This window comes from Martinezella multihospitum, from assembly GCF_900094585.1.
GTDB classification, from domain to species: domain Bacteria; phylum Pseudomonadota; class Alphaproteobacteria; order Rhizobiales; family Rhizobiaceae; genus Rhizobium; species Rhizobium multihospitium.
In genome coordinates this window covers 419293-441519 of the sequence record NZ_FMAG01000003.1, presented here as the reverse complement: position 1 = coordinate 441519, position 22227 = coordinate 419293, and the positions used below count along the sequence as shown (strand labels likewise).

Here is a 22227-nt window from a genome sequence, read left to right as displayed (position 1 = left end):
TCCATGCTCACAGGCTGAGGCGCGAGCGCTGCCTGAGCAGCATCCACAGGAAGAAGGGACCGCCAACACCGGCCGTCAGAATGCCGATCGGCAGCTCCGCCGGGGAAACGATGGTGCGGGCGACCACATCGGCGACGACCAGCAAGGAGCCGCCGAACAGTGCCGAAGCTGGCAGCAGGAAGCGATGGTCGGGGCCGATCACCATGCGCAGGATATGTGGCACGACGATGCCGACGAAGCCTATACCGCCGCTGACGGCGACCGAAGCACCGACCGCGGCGGCCACGCTGACGACGGCGATATTCTTCAGGCGTTGCACCCCTATCCCCATGTGGAAAGCGGTCGCCTCGCCGAGCGTCAAGGCGTTCAGTCCGCGCGCCATGAAGGGCAGGGGCAGGAGCGAAAGGATGATGATCGGGCCGGCGCCGGCAACCTTGCTCCAGGTCGAGCCTGCCAGCGAGCCCATGCTCCAGAAGGTGAGATCGCGCAATTGCCGGTCATCGGCCATATAGATGAGGATGCCCGTCATCGCCAGCGCCAGCGCACCGAGCGCGATGCCGGCGAGCAGCATGGTGGCGATGGATGTCTGTCCGTAGCGGGTGGCGACCTTGTAAAGCAGTATCGTCGTTGCCAGGCCACCGATGAAGGCTGCGATCGGCAGGGAAAAGATGCCGAAGAAGTGCGCCACAGGCGCGAGAACGCCTCCGCCGAGGACGATCATGGCGACCGCGCCGAGGCTGGAACCGGCAGACACACCGATCAGGCCGGGATCGGCGAGCGGATTGCGGAACAGACCCTGCATGACAGCGCCCGAAACCGCCAGCCCGCCGCCAATCAGGAAACCAAGGACGGCGCGGGGGAGGCGGATGTCGAAAATCACAATGTGGTCGCGGATGCTAAGCGTGCTTTCGGCGCCTCCGCTCACCATGCCGGTGATGACATCGATGATGGACGCATTGGAAGCGCCGGTGGTGATGGAGAAGAGAAAGGCAGTGGCGGAAATCACGAGGAGGCCGGCGATGACGAGGATCGCAAGTGCGGTACGATCCCCTTGACGACGGCGTGCCGTGGTTTGCGACATCTGCTTCAGCCCAGCCATGGCATCATTGAATGCCACGTCAGCCTCCGTAGATCGCCGCGTTCAGCTCGCGAATGGCGCTGGCCGTGCGCGGTCCGAAGCCGAGCAGATGCAGGCCGTCCATGCGCACGATCGCCTTGTGGCTCGCGGCCGGGGTCAGCGAAATGGCCGGCTGCTTCAAGAGGTCCTCGTTCGACATCGACAGCGGACCCTCGCGATCCATGATCAGGATGACATCGGGCTTGGCCTCGATGATGGCCTCGTCTGTCACCGACTTGTAGCCGGAGAAGCCGCTGATGGCGTTGATAGCGCCGGTGAGCTTGATGATGCCGTCGGCGGCTGTATCGCTGCCCGAAGCCATGATCTTGCCGTTCTGGTTGCTCAGTACGAAGAGCACGCGCTTGCGCTCGGCTTCCGGGCGCCTGGCGGAATCATTGATGGCCGCGTCGAGATCGGCGGCGACCTTGTCTTCCAGGGCCTTTGCCTTGTCCGGCACGCCGAGCAACGCACCGACGACTTCGATCTTCTTCAGAATGCCGTCGCGATCGTAATGCTGCGGCACGGTCTCGAAGGGTAGGCTGGCATTGTGCAGCACGGCAAGCGCTTCCGGCGGGCCAGACCCTTCGACCGCGATGATGGCGGTCGGATTGACGGCCAGGATGCCTTCCGGCGAGAGCGCGCGCATATAGCCGACATCGGGAAGCTTGGTTGCTTCCTTGGGGTAAAGACTGGTGGAGTCGCGGGCGATGAGCCGCTTCTCCTCGCCGAGCGCATAGACGATCTCGGTGACATCGCCGCCGATGGAGACAAGGCGTGAGGTATCCGGCGTCTTGGCCGTCTCAGCGGCGTGCGCGTGACGCACGAAGCTGCCAAGGCCTGCGATCGGATTGGCCGGCACGAGCGGCAGAGCCATCACCGCCATGGTCAGGGCGATTTCCCAGGGCCTGATGCGCTTCAAGTTCTTAAACATCGTCATGGACCATCTCTCACGCGGCAACGCTGGCGCCTGATCTCGTCAGGCTTTCCATGATGGCGCGCCAATCGGGACGCTCATCGAAGCCTTCCTTCCGCTTGCCGAAGAACTGGATGATCATCTCGCCCCTGGCGTTGTAGGCTTCGAGCGAGGTGACGTGGCCATCCTTGGTCGGCTTGCGCACGGCCCATGTCTCGGCAATCTGGTCCTGGCGCAGATGCAGGTGGAAGGTCGGATCCATGACGTTGATCCAGGGACCCATGGTCTGCACGTTGTGGATCGGACCGGAATGGATCTGCACGGTGCCTTCGTTGGCAACGAAGCACATGATCGGCAGGCCCTCGCGCACGGAGGCGTACATCATCTCTGCCACGGCGCCGGAATCCAGCTTCCACGCATAATCGTCGCCGACAGTGCGGATCGCTTCCTGGCGGCCGATCTTCAGCTTCTTCAGCATGCCGAAGAATTCGTGCGTGTCGGTCATGCGGCTCCAGTGGTCGCGCAGCTCGTCGCGGCTGACATCGCCGTCCGTGGCGCCGTTGTCATATCCGGAGCGATCCTCGGCGAATTCCTGCGCCTGGTCTTCGATGCGCAGCTCGGCGACCATGGCGTGATAGGCCTCGACATTCGAATCGGGGCGCAGATGCACCTTGTGGACGGCATCGCCGGCCTTATCGAAGAATTGCAGGCTGAGCCTCTTCTGATCGCCATCGGTCTTGGTGACGGCGAAACCGTGCACCCAGCGCTTCGGGAAGATGCGCAGGTCGATATTCTCGCCAAGCACGATCGCTGCCTGCGCGCCGAACTTCATGTTCTCATAGACGCCGATCTTTTCGTGCACGGCGCTTTCGTTGCGCGACAGGGCCATGATCTCGCCGAGCGAGGCGATCCGCTCCAGAAAGCGATCGACGCTGGCATCGATGCGGATGGCCGAAATGCCGACTTCGGCCGCGACGAGGGCAGCTTCGGAAATCTCGAGGCGGGCAGCGATGTCGCGTTCGCGCATTTTCGGGTTCTCGGCGCGAAAAGCGCGGATTTCGGCGGGGGTCGGGCGAGTGGTCTTATTCATCTGTCATGCCTATTTGTTGAGTATCAGCTTGCCTTGGCGCGTAATCTTCATGCGGTAGATGACGCCCTCATGCTTGATCATGATTTCGGTCTGGCCCCGGAAAATATCCGTGCTCTCGACAATTCTTACCTGCGGTGCGGCCGTGCACTGCACCGGCGGCGTAGGGGTCTTCTCAGCAATCATCCTGTTTAGTTTTGCCTGAAAATTCATCGGGGACCGAACCGTCGTGCGGCCAAATTTATCTTGACTCTCATACTCATGGTTTCATAAAGACGCAATAGGAGACTGATAAAGTCAAGTTTAAAAATTTCGACGGTACACGCCATGGCCGTTGGCTGGGCAAGCTCACGTCAAAACATATTCAGGAGAGATGTCGATGCTGACGAAAACCATCTTGGCGCTCGCTGCTGCGGGTGTATTCGCCGCGGCATCTTCCGTCCCCACCTTCGCTCAGGATGCGAATGCTGCGGCCGCCCCTGCAGTGGCAGTGCCTGCGGCATCCCATAAGCTGAATGTCGAGCTCAATGCGCTTGCGCCGTCCCAGAAGGGATGCATGATGACCTTCGTTGCCGAAAACGACATGGCAACGCCGATCAACAAGATCTCCTTCGAACTCGCTTTCTTCAACGACAAGAATGCCGTCGATCGTGTCACCGTGCTTGATTTCCGCGACCTGCCGCTCGGCAAGAAGCGGGTGCGGCAATTCGACATGCCGGGCGTGAAATGCGAAACGGTCTCCCGCATCATCATCAACGACACGCCGGTCTGCGATGGACCGGCGGCCGGCGAGTGCAAGGCCGCATTGACGACCCGCTCGCAGACCTCAGTTCCCTTCGAGGGCTGAAGCGATGGCAATACGCTCGGCGAAAGTTTCCATGGAGCGCCGCGCAGATGGCGGCTTGAATGACAACTATCCGAGCGTACTGCCCGGCCACGAACTGACCGGACTTGAGGGCGTGCCGCGACCGCCGGCTGCCGAAGCCGTGGCGCATTACAGCCGTTTCACACAGATCAGCTCCTATCCGGATCATCCGAGCGAGGCTGCGCCGGCTGAGACGGCGGAACATCAGCCGATGGACGCGCTACCCGAAAGGTCGCGCGAGGCTGTTGCCGGACGCAAAACGTCACTGCTTTTCTCCGGCGTCGGATCCTGCCTGTTTCATGCCGCTATCGTTGCCGTGTTGCTGTTTACCTTCGTTGCGACGCCTGAGGAAGCGCAGGAAGAGGCGGGCGATACGGTCAGCGTCATCATGATCGGCAATTCCGATACTGACCAGATGGCTGCCGGCGAGGAGAACCCGCAGACCGAACCGGAACAGGTAACGGCGGAGGCCGTGCAGCCGCAAACTGTTCAGCCGACCGTGGTGACGGCTGAAGAGGCTCAGCCGCCGCAGCCCGATGTCGTCCAGCCGCAGCAAGTCGAGACACAGCAGGCGCAGACCGCAGAACCAGTTGAACCTGTCGAGCAGACGCAACCCACGGCGGTCGTACCCGAGCAGCCCCAGATCTTGGCGACGCAGGCGCCGGCTGAGACGACGGTTATCCAGCCGACCGAACCGGTGCAGCCTGCGGAGACCCAGGTTGTCGAGGCGCAGCCGGTCGAACCGCCCGCGGCGGTCGTAACGCCGGTCGAAAAGCCGAAGCTTGTGGAGAAGCCGAAGGAAGTCAAGAGGCCGGTCGCAAAGGTCGCGAAGGTGAAGTCGGGATCACGAGGCGAGAACGAGCAGGATTCCAAACGGGGATCGGTCGATGGCACCGAGGCAGCTCAATCCGATAACAATTCCGTGGCAAATGCCCGCCGTACCGGAGCGGGTAGCGCTGCTGTTGCCAACTATCCAGGCAAGGTGCAGTCGCGCATTCGTCGTGCTGTGAGGCTCTCGTCGAAATACGAACCTGGCATAACCGTGCGTGTCCGACTTACGATTGGTTCGAGCGGCGATCTGACATCTCTTTCGATCGCACGGAGCTCAGGCTTTCCAGAATTGGACGACGCGGTTACCAGCGGTATTCGTCGAGCCGCACCTTTCCCACCGCTTCCGCCGGAATGGGGTAAGCCAAGTTGGTCCTTTACGCAGGAGGTTCAGGTGACAGGGCGCTAAGCTCCGTCCCTGTCTCGCAGGCGTGTCTCAAGCGTGGAATACGGCTTGTCGGGCTCAAACATGATCCCGAATGAGACTATGCCATGCATTCGGCAAACTGCAGCTTTAAAATATGATAAAAATTCTCAACTTTATACTTTACTATAAAACTCATGTTTACTAAGGTCGCCTCGCGCTCGGTGGAATCGAGCGTGCAAGAGCAACCAGCAAACGGGTGATGTATGGCGCGTAAGGGGAAGAAGGATTTTGGCCGCGAGAGCCGTGAAGCGCAGGCGACGGCTGAGGTTTCCGGAAAATCCACTCTCGATGGGCGCAGCTTCCTCTATGTGGGCGGCCGTGATTGCCAGGTGGCGCATCTGCGCCAGATCGCCAGCAATTTCGGCGCCGAGCTGATCCACCATGATGGCGGTCTTCGCGAGGCGGTCTCGCGCATCGACACCGTGCTGCCGTCGGTCGACTGTGTGTTCTGCCCGATCGACTGCATCAGCCACGATGCCTGCCTGCGGGTGAAGACGGGCTGTAAGAAGTTTGGCAAGGCCTTCATTCCCTTGCGCAATGGCAGCAAGTCCAGTCTTGAGCGGGCGCTGCAGACCATGAACGAACGAGACGCTTCCCGATGATCGATAATGGCCCTGACGGGTTTATGCTGATCGGCCTGCACAAGCTGGCCGCACAGAACGGCGATGGGCTGGTGCCTGAACTCTATGAATTGCTGATGCGCCGTGCCGAGGAACAACGGCGGGCCGCGAATGTCGCGACATTTCCCGCCTGGAAGACGCGGCAGCCGGGCGAGGCGCCGGAGCAGCCGCTTGATGAAGCGAGCCGCAATGGCGCAAATGTCGTTGCCTTTGCGCCTGACGTGGATAAGACTGTCGCCCGTCGCAAGAAGGTCTGATCGTCGAACGAGGTTGCCATGTACATCGCCATGAACCGCTTCAAGGTCGTCATCGGTTTGGAGGGCGAATTCGAGGAGGTCTGGAGAGGGCGCGATTCGCGGCTAGCGGAGGTACCTGGTTTTCTCGAGTTCCGCCTGTTGCGCGGCAAGGCGAGCGTGGAGGAGGGCTATACGCTGTTTTCCTCGCATACGACCTGGCACAGCGAAGAAGCTTTCATTAACTGGACGAAATCCGAGCATTTTCGCATGGCGCACCGCAATGCGGCCGACAATAAGCGGCTCTATTGGGGGCCGCCGCAGTTTGAAGGTTTTGCGGTCGTTCCCGGCATTTGAGCCGGGATTATCAATGATATAAGTGCCCTGAGGCCGGCATCACGCCTTTGTGGGGCCCGCCCTAAAGAAGGCGCCGATTGCTATCGCCGCCCAGCCCGCGATCATGCCCATTCCGCCCGCCGGAGCGGCCATCGGAAATAGCGAGCCGCCGCCGTAATGCCTGTTGATCAGGTCGCCGGCGAAAATCAGCGTTCCCAATCCCAGCAGGACAGCCGCGATCGGCGCGGTGCGGATTCGGTCATAGCCGGCATAGAGCGCCAGGAGGGCAGGGGCGTGGGCGAGGCTCATGGTGGAGGCTGCGCCGAGGAAATGCGTGTCGCCGCCATGGGTTGCGGCCGCGGCAAGCGCCACGCCGCCGCCGCCGAGAATGCCGGCGATAAACAGGGTAGCCGGACGGATTGCGGCGCCGATAGTCATGTTTTCCTCATTCCCTGTTCTGCATATGGAAGGCCAGGCGCTCGACCGGCTCCCAGATGATGGCCCGCAGTTTTTCGTTCTCGATGGTTTCGTCCATGGCGCGGCGGAAGCACAGTAGCCATTCGTCGCGCTCCTTCGGGCCGATGGCGGCGACGAAATGTCGGCTGCGCAGACGCGGATGGCCGCGCTTCTCGATATAGAGCTGCGGTCCGCCGAGATAGCCGGTCAGATACTCGTAGAATTTCTCTTGCGAGCCTTCGAGGCTTGGCGGGTGCACCGCACGGCAGTTGGCAGCCTCCGGCAGCGTGTCCATCAGCTCGTAGAAACGCGCAGTCAGCGCCCGCACCGTTCGGTCGCCGCCGATCGCTTCGTAAAGTGTGATAGTTTCTTCGCTCAAGCCTCGGCCCCTGTCTGCGATGTCCTACATGGCAACTCATGGGCGATGCTGCAACCGTCGAAACGGCCGGTGCGGCGTTTCGGCGCTGGTTATTTCGTGGTCGTCAGCCGGAAGGCATCGCTTTCCCCGGGGATGAGATCGAGCGGCCACACCGTCTGGCGTGATTTCCTGGGATATTCCTGGCTGTAGGCGGGCATGCTGGAGAGCAGGATTTCGGCCAGTTCGACGCCGAGATCGTGCAGCGAGGTACGGAAGCAGGTCAGCGCCGGCTGCAGGAATTTGGCGCGCGGCGCCTCGCGAAAGCTGACGACGGCAATGTCTCGCCCCGGAATGATGCCGGATTCCATGACGCGCCGGTAAAGGCCGATCGCCATCAACTCGTAGATCAGGATTACAGCGGTTGGCCTGTCTTGGAGACGCAGCAATTCGTCGCCGACCTGATAACCACCCTGTTCGCTCGATTTTGCCCGGATGACCAAGGCTGGGTCGTAGGCTATTCCATGCCGCTCCAGCGCGCGGCGATAGCCATCCACGAAGACGAAGCCGAGATTGATCTCGCTCGCGGGCGCGCTGATGGCGATGCGGCGATGCCCCTGCGCCACGAGCCGGTCGACCGCGCAATTGACGACGCCATCGAAATCGAGGTCGGCCCAGGGATGCTGTGCGCCCGAGAGGCTGCGGCCGAGCGCTGCAAACGGGATCTTCGCCTTGGCGAGCAGATCGAAGCGTTTGTCGACCCGCTGCGTCTCCGAAATGATCATCGCATCCGCAATACGCCGCGCCACCATGCGCTTCAGATATTCATAAGGGTCTTCGTCATGCGGGCAGGGGAGCATGATCAAATCGAGATTGTGGCGTGAGAACACACTCTGCAGCCCGCCCGTCACGGTCAGGAAGAAATTGTCGCTGTTCTCGACCGTTTCCTTGCTGGACTGGATCATCAGGCCGATAACATTCGTTGTGCCTTGCCGCAGGCTACGCCCGGATTGGTTGGCCACATAACCCAGTTGCTCAGCGGCGGCGAGCACGCGCTTGCGGGTCTCCTCGTTGACGTCAGGCTTGCCGTTCAACGCGCGTGATACTGTGCCGATCGAGATATCGAGATGCTCGGCAAGCTGACGAATACCCTTCATCGGCCGTGGTTTTCCTCCATGCGCCATTTTCCGTAGTCCTCCTCTATTGACACAGGAAAATCTTTTCGCATAGTATCGTAAACGTTTACGGAGCGCGTGTCATGAGGGGTTAGACACCGCCCGCTGGAGGACATCGTGAAATTTAATGCCATTTTGTGCGGGTGCGGAGCTATGTCCAAAGGCTGGCTCAGGGCCATCGCCTCGACGCCGGCGCTTGCCGAATCCATTCAGATTGTCGGCCTGGTCGATCTCAATCGGGCGACCGCCGAAAGCCTTGCGAAAGAATTCTCTCTCGATGGTGCCGTCATCGGCTCCGATCTCGCCGAGGTCATTGCTGCGACCAAGGCGGATCTGGTCTTCGATATCGTCATTCCGGCCGCGCGCTTCGGCGTGGTGTCGACGGCGTTGAAGGCCGGCTGCCATGTCTTAAGCGAAAAGCCGATGGCGACGTCGCTCGCAGAGGGCGCAGCCCTGATCGACCTGGCAGCCAAGGCTGGCAAGGTCCATGCCATCATCCAGAACCGCCGCTTCATCTCCGGCATCCGTCGCCTGCGGCGCTTCGTGGAGGAGGGGGCGATCGGCGAGCTCACAGGCGTCCACTGCGATTTCTTCCTCGGTCCGCATTTCGGCGGTTTCCGCGAGGAAATGGACAATGTGCTGCTGCTCGACATGGCGATCCATACGTTCGATGCCGCCCGTTTCGTCTCCGGCAAGGTGCCGCTTTCGGTCTATTGCGTCGAAAAGAACCCCGCGGGGTCCTGGTACAAACATGGCGCCTCGGCGCATGCGCTCTTCGATTTTTCCGATGACGTCGTCTTCAGCTATCGCGGCTCCTGGTGTGCTGAGGGCCGGCGCACGAGCTGGGAAAGCCAATGGCGGCTGACCGGCAGCAAGGGCATGCTGACCTGGGACGGAGAAGAAGGTTTTGAAGCCAGCGTCGCCGGCAACGAGGCTGGCCTGTTGCATGGTTTCACGCCGATCGAAGTTCCCGGGCCGAAGCATGAGGAAGAGACGCACGGCCATGCCAGCGTCATCGCCTCCTTCATCGAAGCGATCAAGACCGGCAAGCCGCCTGAGACCGCAAGCCAAGACAACATACGCAGCCTCGCCATGGTTTTGGGCGCCATCGAGAGCGCCAAGACCGGCCGGCGCGTCGACATTTCAGCACAAGGACAATGACATCATGACAAATCCGGCAAAAGCCATCCGTATCGGCACGATGATCAGGGCGACGAACGAGGATGCCGCCCAGAACATCGCCAAGATCGCCGATCTTGGCTTCGAAAGCTTCGAGCCCTTCTTCTGGCAGACCACCAACGGCCAGAACCTTGCGGATCTCGGCAAGCGCTGCCGCGATGCCATCGGCGATCGCGACATCACCATCTCGACCATCGGCATGTTCGGCAATCCGCTCGAGGAGCGCGAGATGGACCTGCAGACGCTGCAGGGCTGGAAGGATTGCATCGACAACGCCCATCATTTCGGCGCCACCTGCATTGCCGGCTTCACCGGACGTATCCGCAATAAGCCGCTCACCGACAGCCTGCCTCGCTATAAGCAGATCTGGAGCGAGCTTGCCAAGCGCGCCGCCGACAAGGGCATCAAGATCGCCTTCGAAAATTGCGCCATGGATGGCAACTGGGCAACCGGCGACTGGAACATCGCGCATAATCCGGATGCCTGGGAGCTGATGTTCAACGAAACCCCGGACGACAATCTCGGCCTTGAGTGGGAGCCGTGCCATCAGATGGTCTATCTGATCGAGCCGCTGCCGCAGATCCGCAAATGGGCAAGCAAGATTTTCCACGTCCACGGCAAGGACGCGACGATCCGCTGGGACGTCATCAAGGAGCATGGCATCTTCGGCAAGGAGAAGTTCGTCTTCATGCGCACGCCGGGCTTTGGCGACAGCAACTGGACCGACATTATCTCCGAGCTGCGCCTCGCCGGCTGGTCCGGTTCGATCGATATCGAAGGCTGGCATGATCCGGTTTATCGCGATGCGCTCGAAATGACTGGCCAGGTTCACGGCCTGAACTATCTCAAGAGAAGCCGGGGTGGTGAATTCGTCGAGTAAAGCGCGCATTTGCGAATCTGCATCGATTTAGGAGGCGAGTTGTGCGTTAATGAAGTGCCCGGAGCGTCTGATGTTTCGGGCAGGACGGGTACCCAAACGGAGGAACTGCCGAGCGTCCGCTCCTTGTCCCATGTGACAGGCGGGCGCTTGGTGCAGATAAGAGGAAACGCCGATGGCAGCGCGGGCCATGTCATCGGATAGATACCGTCACGGTTCGCATGGTGGAGGAGAATATATGAATATTTTTTCGAAGCTGGCGATCACAGCCGGCATGTCGCTTCTGTTGGCTGCCGGTGTGGCGCAAGCCCAGAGCAAGACATTTAATGTCTGGTGGTTCGAACTCCCGGACACTTCGCAGGCCAAGGCTTGGACCAAGGCGCTCGAAGAGCTGAAAGCCAAGCATCCCGACGTCACGATCAATTTCGAACAGAAGACATTCGAGCAATTGCAGAAGGCTGGCAGCCTCATCCTCAATTCGGATCAGGCGCCGGATGTGCTTGAATACAACAAGGGCAATGCCACTGCAGGTCTCGTCGCCTCGCAGGGCTTGCTGACGCCGCTCGACGATCAATTCAAATCGCGCGGCTGGGACAAGATCCTCAACGAAACCAATAGCCAGCTCAGCAAATACGATGGGAACGGCATCTACGGTTCCGGTCCGATTATCGGCATTCCCGTCTATGGCGAATTCGTTTCGGTTTTCTACAATATCGACATGTTCCAGGCGAACGGCGTGAAAGTGCCGACCACGCTGGACGAGTTCGAAGCTGCGCTGGACACTTTCAAGAAGAAGGGCATTACGCCGCTTGCCTACGGTACGGTGGATTCCAACGCACAGCACCTGGTCTATACACTGGCCCTGACGCAGGCTGACGACACCTGGGTCAAGAACTATCAGGGCCTCAAGGCGCCGCTTGATACCAAACCCTTCCTGTTCGCCGCGCAGAAGATCGCCGACTGGGTGAGCAAGGGCTACATTTCGAAGGACTCGACCGGGCTGAAGGGCACTGGCGGCGCTGACAACCTCTTTTCGTCGGGCAAGGCTCCGATGTTCGTCAGCGGCACCTGGAACAACGGCAACTTCGCGAGTTCAATCAAGAACTTCAAGTGGAGCCAGTTCATCTTCCCGACCTCGAAGTACAGCGTGGGTTCAACCGGCAACCTGTTCATGGTGCCCAAGAGCGCCAAGAACAAGGATCTCTCCTACGAGTTCATCGATCTTGTCTTGAGCAAGGAAAACCAGAACCTGCAGGCCAATCTCGGTGGCGTTGCCATTGCCGCCGATCCGGCCACGGTTACCGACGAAGTCGGCAAGCGCAATGTCGAACTCTTCAACCAGATCTCCAGCAAGGGCGGTCTCGGCTTCTACCCGGATTGGCCGGTGCCTGGCTACTACGAACTGCTGATCCAGGCCACCACCGGCCTGGTCAACGGTTCGACCACGCCTGATCAGTTCGTGGCGCGCCTGAAGAAGGCCTATGACGACGTGCAGGCAGCGCAATAACACCATCGGCGACAATCACAACGGCAAGACGGCTTTCATGCCGCCTTGCCGTATCGGACTGGAGGATTTCGATGGATAAGTCGAAGAGCGCCGGCAGGGCGGGGTACTATCTCTACATGATTCCCGGCGTGCTGGGGTTTGTTCTTATCGTGCTTGTTCCGCTGATTGCCAATTTCGCGATCAGCTTCACCACGTGGAAGGGCGGCGTCATCCCGCCGCGTTACGTCGGTCTGGAAAACTATGCCAGGCTGCTTCAGGATACCGCTTTCTGGGGCTCCATTCAGCATACGCTTCTGTTCATCATCTCGATGACGATCGTGCCCATCCTTTTGGGGCTGGTGCTGGCGGCAGTGCTGTTCGACTATATCAGTGCGCAATTCGGCGAGACATGGTCGAGCTTCTTTCGCGCAGGCTTTTACCTGCCGCAGATTCTGCCGCTGACCGCCGCCGGCGTGTTGTGGGCATGGATTCTCAATCCCATCGGCATCATCAATGCCGTGCTGAAGGCGATCGGCCTCGATTTCATGGCGAAGAACTGGCTGGGGGATGCAAGCTATGCGCTCTGGGCGGTTTCGGCCGTCATCGTCTGGGTCCAGGTCGGCTATTGCCTTGTTGTCTTCATGTCCGGATTGGCGCGCGTCGATCCTTCGCTCTACGAAGCTGCCGAACTCGACAATGCGAGCTGGTTCGGCCGTTTTCGCTCCATTACTATCCCGATGCTGATGCCCGAAATCTTTGTCGTTGCACTCACGACGCTGATCGCGGCACTCAAGGTCTTTGCGCCGATCTACGTCTTGACCTCGGGTGGGCCGGACAACGCGACGACGGTGCCGTCCTATCTGTCCTACTATCACTTCTTTACGACGAACCGCGTCGGCTATGCCGCGGCGATCGCAACCCTGCAGACGGTCATGACGATCATACTCGGTGTCGTTTTCCTGCGCATGCAATCGAAGCAAACCGAGGGAGGGCACTGACATGACGGTTACGTCTTCGATCTCTGCCTCGGTCGCTTCGACCGATCATCGTCGGAAGACGGGTTTCGGCCGCTGGATCGTTCTGGCCATCCTGCTGGTTTTCCTCGCAGGCACGCTCTTTCCGTTCTTCCTGGCGGCCTTCAATGCCATCAAGACGCCTTCCGACTATGCCGCCAACGGTCCGCTCGCGTTTCCACAGAGCTTTGATCTGACGGCGCTCAAGAACTTCTGGGCGACTGTCGATTTCCCGCGCAAGCTGTTCAACAGCATTCTCATCAGCGGATGCACGGCGATTCTGGCCGTTGTTCTCAGCCTGCTCAATGCCTATGCCATCGGCATCGGCCGGGTGCGCGGCGGCCAGGCATTGCTGGTAATCCTGCTGATTGCGATCATGGCGCCGCAGGAAGCGCTGGTCTATCCGCTCTATTACATGGCCAAGCAGGTCGGCCTGTTCGATTCGATGCTGTCGGTGATCCTGATCATCGGCGTCCTGCACACGGCTTTCGGCACCTACCTGCTCTCGTCCGTCATGTCGACATTTCCGCGCGAGATCATCGAGGCGGCGCAGATCGACAATGCCAGCCGCTGGCAGATCCTCTGGATGGTGATCGTGCCGGTGCTCAGGCCGACGCTTGCAGTGCTTGCGACCTTCTTCTTCATCTGGACCTGGAACGAGTTTCTGATCCCGCTGGTATTCCTCGTTTCCAACAACAACCAGACGGTCTCCGTCGCCATGGGCGTGCTGTCGGGCGCCAATACCCAGGACCCGACGGCAATTGCCGCGGCCTCGCTGCTCGGCATAACACCTACGATCATCTTCTTCCTGATTTTCCAGCGGACCCTGACGCGCGGTGTCGCGGTAGGTGCCGTCAAATAACCAATGCGGAAGCTCCGTTCGGCGACAGCTGCCGGGCGGGGCGCGATGAATGGCAAGTTCGATGAATTCGATTTTTCCGCAGGAGGCGTAAAGTGGCAGGTATCAATATCAAATCTCTCACCAAGCATTTTGGTGCCGTGCAGGTTCTGAACGACATCGATCTGACGATCGAGCGCGGCGAATTCGTCGTCTTCCTCGGCGGCTCTGGCTGTGGCAAGTCGACATTGCTGCGCATGATCGCTGGCCTGGAGTCGATCACCAGCGGCGAGATCTGGATCGGCGGAAAGCGCGTCGACCAGCTGCCGCCTGGCGAGCGCGGCGTGTCGATGGTCTTCCAATCCTACGCGCTCTATCCGCACATGACCGTTCGAGACAACATGTCTTTCGGTCTGCGCAACATCAAGACGCCGAAGGCCGAGATCGACAGACGCATCGAAGAGGCTGCGAAGATCCTCGAAATGCCGCATCTGCTGGATCGCAAGCCCTCGGCACTCTCGGGCGGCCAGCGCCAGCGCGTCGCGATCGGCCGCGCCATCGTGCGCGAGCCCGATGTCTTCCTCTTCGACGAGCCGCTTTCCAACCTAGATGCCGGCCTGCGCACGCGCACACGCGTCGAGCTTGCGCAACTGCATGAGCGGCTGGGCGCGACGATGGTGTTCGTGACGCACGACCAGGTGGAAGCGATGACGCTCGCCGACCGTATCGTGCTGCTCAACAACAAGAAGATCGAGCAGGTGGCGACCCCCGTCGAGATCTACACGCGTCCGGCGACGCGCTATGTCGCCCAGTTCGTCGGCTCACCCGGCATGAACTTTATCAACATAGCGGGCCTGAATGAAGCGGGCGGACTGGCGACGGCGACCTTGCCGGATGGCTCGATCATCAAAACGGCTGTCGCGCTCAACGGCCTTGCGAATTCCGGGCTGACGCTCGGTATCCGCCCGGAGCATCTGGTCGTGACGACAGCCGAGAAAGGCGATATTGGCGGCCAGGTCGAGACGGTTGAGCGCCTCGGTGACCGCTCGCTCGTTCACGTCCGGCTCAAGGATGGTTCGAAGATCATCGGCACCGATCCCGGCATGACGACGATTACGACCGGCTCGCCGATCGCCTTCGCCGTCGAGGCAACCAAGGTCAGCATCTTCGACGAGAAGGATGCGGCTCATCATTCCGTAAACTGAGGAGGAAACGACACGAGATCATCCACAAACAATTAGACCTAGACATCACCGATTAGAGCGTTGACGAAACCGTCCAACTGGTATGTTATGTCACCATGTCCACTGCGCACCATAGGAAGAAGCAGCCCTTGTTCGTCCGCCAGCAATTGCTGGAGGTCGCGGCGCGTCTTGCTTCCGAAAAGGGAATGACGGCGGTGACGCTGGATGCCGTTTCCGGCGCATCCGGTGTCAGCAAGGGTGGTTTGCTGCATCATTTCCCCAGCAAGAACATGCTTCTGGAAGCACTGTTCGATAGCCTGCTGGAGCGGCTGGACGCTGCAATCGAGGAAGCGATGCGCGCCGATCCGCTGCCGCATGGCCGCTTTACCCGCGCTTACCTGCATGCCTGCCTGGCCCTGCGCGATCAGCCGCAGGGTACGAAGGATTGGGCACAGGTGACGATGGTGCTGCTCACCGAGCCACAATTGCGGCAGCGGTGGCACGAGTGGGTACGCGAACGCAGCGAAGAATATGTCGGCACGGATTCCTCGGTGGATGCGGCAATCGTCAGACTGGCGGCCGATGGGATCTGGCTTGCCGACCTGCTCGGCAGCCAGGACATGGACGAGAGCGCCCGTCAAAGGCTGATCGACCGGCTGATCGAGCTCACACAGCTCTAACCCTATCGGAGATAATGGAATGGCGAACGCATCGGTCTATGCAATGCTGCTGGTCGCGATCGTGCTCGAAGTGATCGGCACGACGGCATTGCAGATGTCACAGCAGTTCACCCGCCTCGGCCCGACGGTCGTTCTGGTGGTCTGCTATGCGGCGGCGTTCTATTGCCTTTCGGTAACGTTGCGGGTCATTCCGGTAGGCATCGCCTATGCCATCTGGAGCGCGCTCGGCATCGTGCTGATTTCGATGGTGGGCGTGGTGCTTTTCCGCCAGAAACTCGATCTCGCCGCCATCATCGGCCTTGGGCTGATTATTGCCGGCGTGCTCGTCGTCAACCTCTTTTCAAAGTCCGTGTCGCACTGAAAACAGAGGTGTTGTTCATGGTTGTTTTTGGCTTTGTCAAATCGCTTTGAACGCATTATGTCTTGCGCTGGATAGGCTTGATGGAGGCTTGAAATACGGCGCTTTTCCAAAGCGCTTTGGATCGCATAACCTATTCAATCCCAATGGTATCAGAGGAGTGCCGTAATGACTATTCGTGCCGTCGTTTGGGGCGAGAACATTCATGAGCAGACAAACAAGGTCGTCGCCGAGATCTATCCGGAGGGCATGCACAACACCATCGCCAAGGCGCTGAATGCCGATGCAGGCATCGAGGCAACCACTGCAACGTTGCAGGAGCCGGAGCACGGCCTCAGCGAAGCCCGTCTGAAAGATACCGACGTGCTTCTGTGGTGGGGTCACAAGGATCACGGCGCCGTCAAGGACGAGATCGTCGAGCGTGTCGCCAAGCGCGTGTGGGAAGGCATGGGCCTCATCGTCCTGCATTCCGGCCATTTCTCCAAGGTGTTCAAGCGACTGATGGGCACGCCCTGCGCGCTGAAGTGGCGCGAAGCCGGCGAGCGTGAGCGTCTCTGGGTCATCAATCCCCGTCACCCGATCGCAGCCGGTCTCGGCGAGCATTTCGAGCTCGAGAATGAGGAAATGTACGGCGAGCAGTTCTCCGTTCCGGAACCGCTGGAAACCGTATTCATCTCCTGGTTCCAGGGCGGCGAGGTCTTCCGCTCGGGCATGACCTGGCGCCGCGGTGCCGGCAATATCTTCTATTTCCGCCCCGGTCACGAGACCTATCCGACCTATCACAACGGTACGGTTCAGAAGGTTCTGATCAATTCCGTGAAGTGGGCCTATAACCCGCTCGGCACCCAGGCCAGCATCCATGATGCACCGAATGTGCCGGTCGAAAAGGCACTGGAGCCGATCGTCGAACGCGGCCCGAAACTGCACCAAGCCGGCGAAGCCGGTTATCGCTGAGGTATCAGATGCGTCTCATAGTAGTTGGCACGGGCGGCATGGCGAAGAACCATGTGGAGCATTTCGCCCGCATTCCTGGCGTCGAAATCGTCGGCGCCGTCGATACGGATGCGACGAGGCTCACCGCCTTCTGCGATACGTTCGATATCAAGAAGCGTTTCTCGTCGCTCGACGAGGCATTGGCCTGGGGTGAGTTCGATGCGGCGACTAACGTCACGCCGGACAAGGCACACCATCCAACGACCCTACCGCTGCTTGCCGCCGGCAAGCATGTTCTCTGCGAGAAGCCTCTCGCGGAGAACTATGAAAAGGCACTGGAGATGACGGAAGCTGCCGAAAGGGCAGGGGTCGTCAACATGGTCAACCTGACCTATCGCAATGTCGCGCAGCTGCAGAAGGCGCGCGAGATGGTGATTTCGGGCGAGATTGGCACGGTCAAGCATGTGGAGGCGTCCTACCTGCAGAGCTGGCTCGTCTCCAAGGCCTGGGGCGATTGGCGCAGCGAGTCCAAGTGGCTTTGGCGTCTGTCGACCGGGCACGGCTCGAACGGCGTTCTCGGCGATATCGGCATCCATATCCTCGACTTCGCCGCTTATGGCGCAGCGACCGATATCGATCACGTCTTCGCCCGCTTGAAGACTTTCGCCAAGGCGCCGGGCGAGCGCATCGGCGAATATACGCTCGATGCGAATGACAGTTTCTCGATGTCGGTCGACTTCGCCAACGGCGCGCTTGGCGTCGTGCATGCGAGCCGCTGGGCGACTGGGCATCTCAACGAGCTGAAGCTTCGCATCTATGGCGAGCGCGGCGGCCTGGAAGTCTCCCACAGCCCGAACGGCTCGGAACTGCGGGGTTGCCTTGGCGATGACACGGAAACGGCGACGTGGAGGGTGCTGGAAGTACCGCCGGTCCCGACCAACTATCAGCGCTTTGCCGAGGCTGTCATGACCGGCAGCAGCCAGGACCCGAGCTTCAGACACGCTGCCAACTTGCAGCGCGTGCTGGATCTTGCCATGGTGACTGAAGTTGAACGGCGCGAACTGAAGGTCTGATGGCTGCAGCGCCACGCGTCACATGTGACGCGCAAAGGTCGCTGCAGCATTTTAAATCTCCTGCATAATTTAATCCTCAAATCGATTTCGATTTAAGGAGTTATGCAGGAGATCATCTTCAGGCAAAGCCTTGGGAGTGTACGCATGTCTACCGAGGAAAAAGTTGCCAGCCACTACACGCATGGATCGCTGGAAACGGCGATCCTGCAAAACCTTGTTGCTGATGGCACGGATATCGACAACCTGCGTATCCGCGACCTGGCAGGCGTGGATGAATTTCACCTGGGGCGGCATGCAGCCACGGTGGATTTCGCGAGGGATCTCGATCTTTCCGCCGGCCTGCGTCTTGCCGATATCGGCTCCGGGCTCGGTGGGCCTGCCCGCCATTTTGCCGACTCCTACGGATGCATCGTATCGGGCATCGATCTCACCGAGGAATTCGTTCAGGTCGCCAATTCGCTGACGGTTCGCTGTGGGCTGGCGGAGCAGGTCTCCTTCCGACAGGGGAGTGCTTTAGCACTGCCCTTCGAGAGCGGCGGCTTCGATCGCGCGACGCTCATTCATGTCGGCATGAACATCGAGGACAAGGCGAGACTGTTTTCCGAGGTCCGGCGCATTCTCAAGCCGGGCGGCCGTTTCGGCCTCTATGAAATCATGCAGATGCGTGACGGCACGCTTCCCTTTCCCATGCCCTGGGCGATGGAGCTGGAAACCAGCTTCGTCCGTAGCCCGGACATCTATCGTCAGCTGCTGGAGGAAGCCGGCTTTGCGGTGGAGCTGGAGCAGGATCGCAGCGCTCTCGCGATCCGGCTGGCGCATGAGGCGCGCGCAAAGGCAGCCGCGGGCGAACCGCGAGATCAAGGGTTCCGTACGCTGATGGGACCGCGGGCAGGGGAGCGAAGCGCCAACGTCAACATGTCGGTCGAAGCTGGCCTGCTTGCGCCGATCGAGATGATTGCGCGGGCGGTGTGACAGAAAGCACCCGGTGTGTCCTGTGGTGGCGCATTGACAGTGGGGTGGCTGTTTCTATATTGAAAATCCAACGGTAATGGATTTCTGCCGGGCTATTGTGGCCGAACCGCTGCTCTGAGTTTCCCAGGGAAGCTGATGACTCCTACTCAACACGCCTGAAGGGCGAAGGAGTAGAGTCGTGTCTTTTTTCTTGCCGTTATTCCACTCGCATTTCCTATCCACTGTCCCCGCAGGAGCGTTTGTCAGCGTTGCGGGAGGGGCAAACTGATGTTCGCATCCGCATATTTTCATCATCGCTTTCAACAATTTCGCAGCCTGTCCAAATGGATTCTCCTGGTGGTGCCGATGGCAATGGTTGTCGGCTCGCTGTGCGCGCTGTTCCTTTGGAGCCTCGACAGGGCGACGGCCGCGCGCTTCGATCATCCCTGGTTGATCTTCCTGATGCCCGTTGCCGGTTTCCTCATGGTGCTGGTCTATCAGCGCTTTGGCCGCGGCTCGGAAGGCGGCAACAATCTGATCGTCGACCAGATCCATGAGCCCGGCGGCGGCGTGCCGCTGCGCATGGCTCCCTTTATCCTGGTCTCGACGGTTCTGACGCATCTCGTCGGTGGTTCGGCGGGGCGCGAGGGGACAGCGGTGCAGCTTGGCGGCAGCATTGCCAGCGCCTTTGCCAGGATTTTCCGGCTCAGCCATGCCGAGATCCGCATTCTCCTCATGGCGGGCATCGCCGCAGGCTTCGGTGCAGTGTTCGGCACGCCGATCGCCGGGGCGGTCTTCGCGCTTGAAGTGCTGACGATCGGGCGGATGCAATATGAGGCGCTGATCCCGAGCCTCGCGGCAGCGATTGCCGCCGACTGGACGTGCCATGCCTGGGGCATCGAGCATATCCAGTATCACATCGGCTATCTCTCAGGCACTGCGGCCAGCACGTTCCATCTCGACGCCTTGCTGCTCATCAAGGTCGGCATTGCCGGCGTGATCTTCGGCTTGGCCGCGCGTTGCTTCAGCGAGGTCTCGCACAAGGCATCCGCGGTCTTCAAGCGCTTCTGCGCCTATGCGCCGCTCAGGCCTGTCATCGCCAGTGCGATCCTGATCGGCCTCGTCTACCTGCTCGGCACCCGGCAATATCTCGGGCTTGGCGTCTGGTCTCCCAACCCAGGCGATGCGACGATCCTCGGCTTCTTCGATCCAGCTCGTGTCGATTACTGGAGCTGGTTCTGGAAAGCACTCTTCACGATCGTGACGCTCAGCTCCGGCTTCAAGGGCGGTGAAGTGACGCCTCTGTTCTTCATCGGAGCTGCACTCGGCAATGCGCTTGCTGCTGTTCTCGGAGCGCCGGTCGACCTCTTTGCTGCGTTGGGCTTCGTCGCCGTCTTTGCGGGCGCAACCAACACGCCGCTTGCCTGCATGATCATGGGTATCGAGCTTTTCGGCGCGACACATACCGTCTACCTCGCTGTCGCCTGCTTCCTTGCCTATATCTGCAGCGGCCATACGAGCATCTATCTGTCGCAGCGGCTGGGCATCGCCAAGAGCGCGGCTTCAGGGCAGATCCCTGCCGATACGCCACTTCGCCATATTCGCGAGCGCGGCGTGGAGACGCGGCGGGGAAATATCCATAAGATCGAAAAGGTTTGATGCAAGGACGGCTGGAGGTTGTCGTGCTCTATCTTGTCGTGTTTCTCGGTGCCGGATTGGGCGGCGCATTCCGTCTCGGTATCAACGAGCTCGCCGCCCGCCTGCTCGGGATCGAGTTTCCGTTCGGCACACTCATCATCAATGTGCTTGGGGCGTTCATCATGGGGTTGCTGACGGAGTATTTCGCCTTTCGCGGCGGTATGTCGCAGGAGATGCGATTGTTTCTGACGACCGGCCTTCTCGGCGGGTTCACGACATTCTCGACCTTTGCGCTGGAAAGCGTCGCGCTCTGGGAGCGCGGCCAATGGATGCCGGCTATTGCCTATGTCGCCCTATCCGTTTTCCTGTCGATAGGGGCTTTGATAGCAGGACTTGCAATTGTCCGGCTAATAATTCAGGCTCAAACGGCATAGTGATAAAGGGTCGGCAAATTTCGCCGCATTTTTGCCGATTCTGAGGTGAATGCCTCTCGAGAATCGTCGGAGTTTCTGTCCACGACAAACCACCGCTCGTTGCGAACGGACTCTCTTGCGAAATTCGACTAATCAACTCATATAATCGCCTATTACGATCACCGTATAACAGAGGAGTCGGGCGTCAATCAGGAAGTGCCGGGCGAATATCCCAAGTTTTCAGCCTGTTGCCACTTCGGGATTTGCATGCAGCTTCCCAAGCAAAAGACTTCCCCCTGAACGGCCCTTAAAGATAGACATGACGGAGAGTCCCTTGAGCGCACCTGCTCCCACTTCCAACCAATCTCCTAGTCCGGAACAGACTTTCGGCACGGCTGGCATCGCGCCGATGGATCGCCCGAGCGCCATGACGCGCTTCTTCATGGGCATCGTCGCCTGGGCGGAAGGCCTCAATCTGAAATACGCCAAGCTCGGCAATCCGCCAGTCTATGACACCAAGACTTTCCCTTGGGCCGCGGAGATCGAGAAGGATTATCCGGCGATCCGCGCCGAGCTTGAAAAGGTGCTGCTGCGCCAGAGCGAGCTGCCGACCTTCCAGGACATCTCCACCGACGTGAAGACCATTTCGACCGACACGCGCTGGAAGACCTTCTTCCTTCTCGGCTTCGGTGTGAAGTCGGAGCAGAACATCAAAGCGTGCCCGAATACCTGGAAGGCTGTGCAGAAGATCCCCGGCCTGACGACGGCGATGTTCTCGATCTTCGAACCGGGCAAACATCTCCCCGCCCACCGCGGCCCCTATAACGGCGTGCTGCGTCTGCATCTCGGCCTTATCGTTCCCGAGCCGAACGAGAAGCTCGCCATCCGCGTCGACCAGCAGGTTTGCCATTGGCAGGAAGGCAAGGCGCTGATCTTCGACGATGCCTATGAGCATGAAGCCTGGAACCATTCCGACAAGACCCGCGTCGTGCTCTTCGTCGATTTCGTCAAGCCGCTGAAATTCCCGGCCCGTTTCGTCAACTGGGCCTTGATGAACCTGGCGATCTTCACGCCCTTCATCAAGGAAGGCCTCGACAACCACAAGGAATGGGAAAAGAAGTTCTACGCGGAAGCCGAGGCGTTCAGAAATCGCCCGAAGGCCTGATCCCATCAGCCGGTAAATTGAACAAAA

Annotated in this window: 26 protein-coding genes and 1 riboswitch; of the genes, 19 read left to right on the top strand and 7 right to left on the bottom strand. The window is 59.9% G+C overall.

The genetic code is table 11. From position 1 onward, the window contains the following. Positions 1-7: 7 nt before the first annotated feature. From GA0061103_RS13750 to hemP, 4 genes are read right to left on the bottom strand one after another with little or no spacing between them, the layout of a single operon-like run. Positions 8-1099, bottom strand: coding sequence for a FecCD family ABC transporter permease (locus tag GA0061103_RS13750; RefSeq protein ID WP_425349504.1), 1092 nt, complete (start codon positions 1097-1099; stop codon positions 8-10). A 19-nt stretch (positions 1100-1118) separates the two neighbouring features. Continuing rightward, on the bottom strand, positions 1119-2054 hold the full coding sequence (locus GA0061103_RS13745; protein ID WP_092712010.1) for a heme/hemin ABC transporter substrate-binding protein: 936 nt from the start codon (positions 2052-2054) through the stop codon (positions 1119-1121). A gap of 10 nt (positions 2055-2064) precedes the next feature. Next, positions 2065-3120, bottom strand: a complete 1056-nt coding sequence (locus tag GA0061103_RS13740) for a hemin-degrading factor (protein ID WP_092712008.1) — start codon at positions 3118-3120, stop codon at positions 2065-2067. A 9-nt stretch (positions 3121-3129) separates the two neighbouring features. Then, positions 3130-3303, bottom strand: a complete 174-nt coding sequence (hemP, locus tag GA0061103_RS13735; protein WP_047629363.1) for a hemin uptake protein HemP — start codon at positions 3301-3303, stop codon at positions 3130-3132. A 193-nt stretch (positions 3304-3496) separates the two neighbouring features. Between hemP and GA0061103_RS13730 the strand changes: the two genes are divergently transcribed. From GA0061103_RS13730 to hmuQ, 5 genes are all read left to right on the top strand, one after another. Continuing rightward, positions 3497-3964 carry a hypothetical protein gene (locus GA0061103_RS13730; protein ID WP_092712798.1) on the top strand — a complete coding sequence of 156 codons (468 nt, stop codon included), beginning with the start codon at positions 3497-3499 and terminating at the stop codon, positions 3962-3964. 4 nt (positions 3965-3968) lie between these two features. Continuing rightward, on the top strand, positions 3969-5219 hold the full coding sequence (locus tag GA0061103_RS13725; RefSeq protein WP_167376580.1) for an energy transducer TonB: 1251 nt from the start codon (positions 3969-3971) through the stop codon (positions 5217-5219). A 221-nt stretch (positions 5220-5440) separates the two neighbouring features. Then, positions 5441-5839: a DUF2325 domain-containing protein gene (locus GA0061103_RS13720; RefSeq protein WP_092712005.1), complete on the top strand. Its 399-nt coding sequence runs from the start codon at positions 5441-5443 to the stop codon at positions 5837-5839. Beyond that, on the top strand, positions 5836-6114 hold the full coding sequence (locus tag GA0061103_RS13715; protein ID WP_092712003.1) for a hypothetical protein: 279 nt from the start codon (positions 5836-5838) through the stop codon (positions 6112-6114). Before GA0061103_RS13720 ends, GA0061103_RS13715 begins: the two co-directional genes overlap by 4 nt. 18 nt (positions 6115-6132) lie before the next feature. Beyond that, positions 6133-6447, top strand: coding sequence for a heme-degrading protein HmuQ (gene hmuQ / locus GA0061103_RS13710; RefSeq protein WP_092712001.1), 315 nt, complete (start codon positions 6133-6135; stop codon positions 6445-6447). A 39-nt stretch (positions 6448-6486) separates the two neighbouring features. Here hmuQ and GA0061103_RS13705 read toward each other — a convergent pair whose 3' ends face one another. The 3 genes from GA0061103_RS13705 to GA0061103_RS13695 form a co-directional block, all read right to left on the bottom strand. Continuing rightward, positions 6487-6864: a DUF423 domain-containing protein gene (locus GA0061103_RS13705; protein WP_092711999.1), complete on the bottom strand. Its 378-nt coding sequence runs from the start codon at positions 6862-6864 to the stop codon at positions 6487-6489. A 7-nt stretch (positions 6865-6871) separates the two neighbouring features. Continuing rightward, entirely contained in the window at positions 6872-7261 is a 390-nt protein-coding gene (locus tag GA0061103_RS13700) for a group II truncated hemoglobin (RefSeq protein ID WP_092711997.1), read from the bottom strand. Positions 7262-7350: 89 nt separating this feature from the next. Beyond that, a complete protein-coding gene (locus tag GA0061103_RS13695; protein WP_092711995.1) occupies positions 7351-8394 on the bottom strand; it encodes a substrate-binding domain-containing protein in 1044 nt (347 codons plus the stop codon). Positions 8395-8529: 135 nt separating this feature from the next. Between GA0061103_RS13695 and GA0061103_RS13690 the strand changes: the two genes are divergently transcribed. The 14 genes from GA0061103_RS13690 (at position 8530) to olsC (ending at position 22200) form a co-directional block, all read left to right on the top strand. Then, a complete protein-coding gene (locus tag GA0061103_RS13690) occupies positions 8530-9573 on the top strand; it encodes a Gfo/Idh/MocA family protein (RefSeq protein ID WP_092711993.1) in 1044 nt (347 codons plus the stop codon). Between the two features lie 4 nt (positions 9574-9577). Then, positions 9578-10471: a sugar phosphate isomerase/epimerase family protein gene (locus tag GA0061103_RS13685; RefSeq protein WP_092711991.1), complete on the top strand. Its 894-nt coding sequence runs from the start codon at positions 9578-9580 to the stop codon at positions 10469-10471. A gap of 235 nt (positions 10472-10706) precedes the next feature. Further along, entirely contained in the window at positions 10707-11975 is a 1269-nt protein-coding gene (locus GA0061103_RS13680; RefSeq protein ID WP_092711989.1) for an ABC transporter substrate-binding protein, read from the top strand. A 71-nt stretch (positions 11976-12046) separates the two neighbouring features. Next, positions 12047-12952, top strand: a complete 906-nt coding sequence (locus GA0061103_RS13675; protein WP_092711987.1) for a carbohydrate ABC transporter permease — start codon at positions 12047-12049, stop codon at positions 12950-12952. 1 nt (position 12953) lies between these two features. Beyond that, positions 12954-13829: a carbohydrate ABC transporter permease gene (locus tag GA0061103_RS13670; protein WP_092711985.1), complete on the top strand. Its 876-nt coding sequence runs from the start codon at positions 12954-12956 to the stop codon at positions 13827-13829. Between the two features lie 92 nt (positions 13830-13921). Beyond that, positions 13922-15010 (top strand): ABC transporter ATP-binding protein, encoded by a 1089-nt coding sequence (locus GA0061103_RS13665; protein ID WP_092711983.1) that lies wholly within the window; start codon positions 13922-13924, stop codon positions 15008-15010. Between the two features lie 95 nt (positions 15011-15105). Beyond that, a complete protein-coding gene (locus GA0061103_RS13660; protein ID WP_092711981.1) occupies positions 15106-15669 on the top strand; it encodes a TetR/AcrR family transcriptional regulator in 564 nt (187 codons plus the stop codon). 19 nt (positions 15670-15688) lie between these two features. Further along, positions 15689-16030 (top strand): SMR family transporter, encoded by a 342-nt coding sequence (locus GA0061103_RS13655; protein WP_092711980.1) that lies wholly within the window; start codon positions 15689-15691, stop codon positions 16028-16030. A gap of 165 nt (positions 16031-16195) precedes the next feature. Beyond that, positions 16196-16981 carry a ThuA domain-containing protein gene (locus GA0061103_RS13650; protein ID WP_069612821.1) on the top strand — a complete coding sequence of 262 codons (786 nt, stop codon included), beginning with the start codon at positions 16196-16198 and terminating at the stop codon, positions 16979-16981. A gap of 8 nt (positions 16982-16989) precedes the next feature. Continuing rightward, on the top strand, positions 16990-18033 hold the full coding sequence (locus GA0061103_RS13645; RefSeq protein WP_092711978.1) for a Gfo/Idh/MocA family protein: 1044 nt from the start codon (positions 16990-16992) through the stop codon (positions 18031-18033). A gap of 144 nt (positions 18034-18177) precedes the next feature. Then, a complete protein-coding gene (locus GA0061103_RS13640; protein WP_092711976.1) occupies positions 18178-19005 on the top strand; it encodes a class I SAM-dependent methyltransferase in 828 nt (275 codons plus the stop codon). Positions 19006-19068: 63 nt separating this feature from the next. Next, positions 19069-19157, top strand: a riboswitch (Fluoride riboswitch). Between the two features lie 115 nt (positions 19158-19272). Further along, positions 19273-20643 carry a voltage-gated chloride channel family protein gene (locus GA0061103_RS13635; protein WP_092711974.1) on the top strand — a complete coding sequence of 457 codons (1371 nt, stop codon included), beginning with the start codon at positions 19273-19275 and terminating at the stop codon, positions 20641-20643. Further along, positions 20643-21056, top strand: a complete 414-nt coding sequence (gene crcB / locus GA0061103_RS13630) for a fluoride efflux transporter CrcB (protein ID WP_425349497.1) — start codon at positions 20643-20645, stop codon at positions 21054-21056. Before GA0061103_RS13635 ends, crcB begins: the two co-directional genes overlap by 1 nt. Before the next feature lie 298 nt (positions 21057-21354). After that, positions 21355-22200 carry an ornithine lipid ester-linked acyl 2-hydroxylase OlsC gene (gene olsC, locus GA0061103_RS13625; RefSeq protein ID WP_092711972.1) on the top strand — a complete coding sequence of 282 codons (846 nt, stop codon included), beginning with the start codon at positions 21355-21357 and terminating at the stop codon, positions 22198-22200. Positions 22201-22227: the final 27 nt, after the last annotated feature.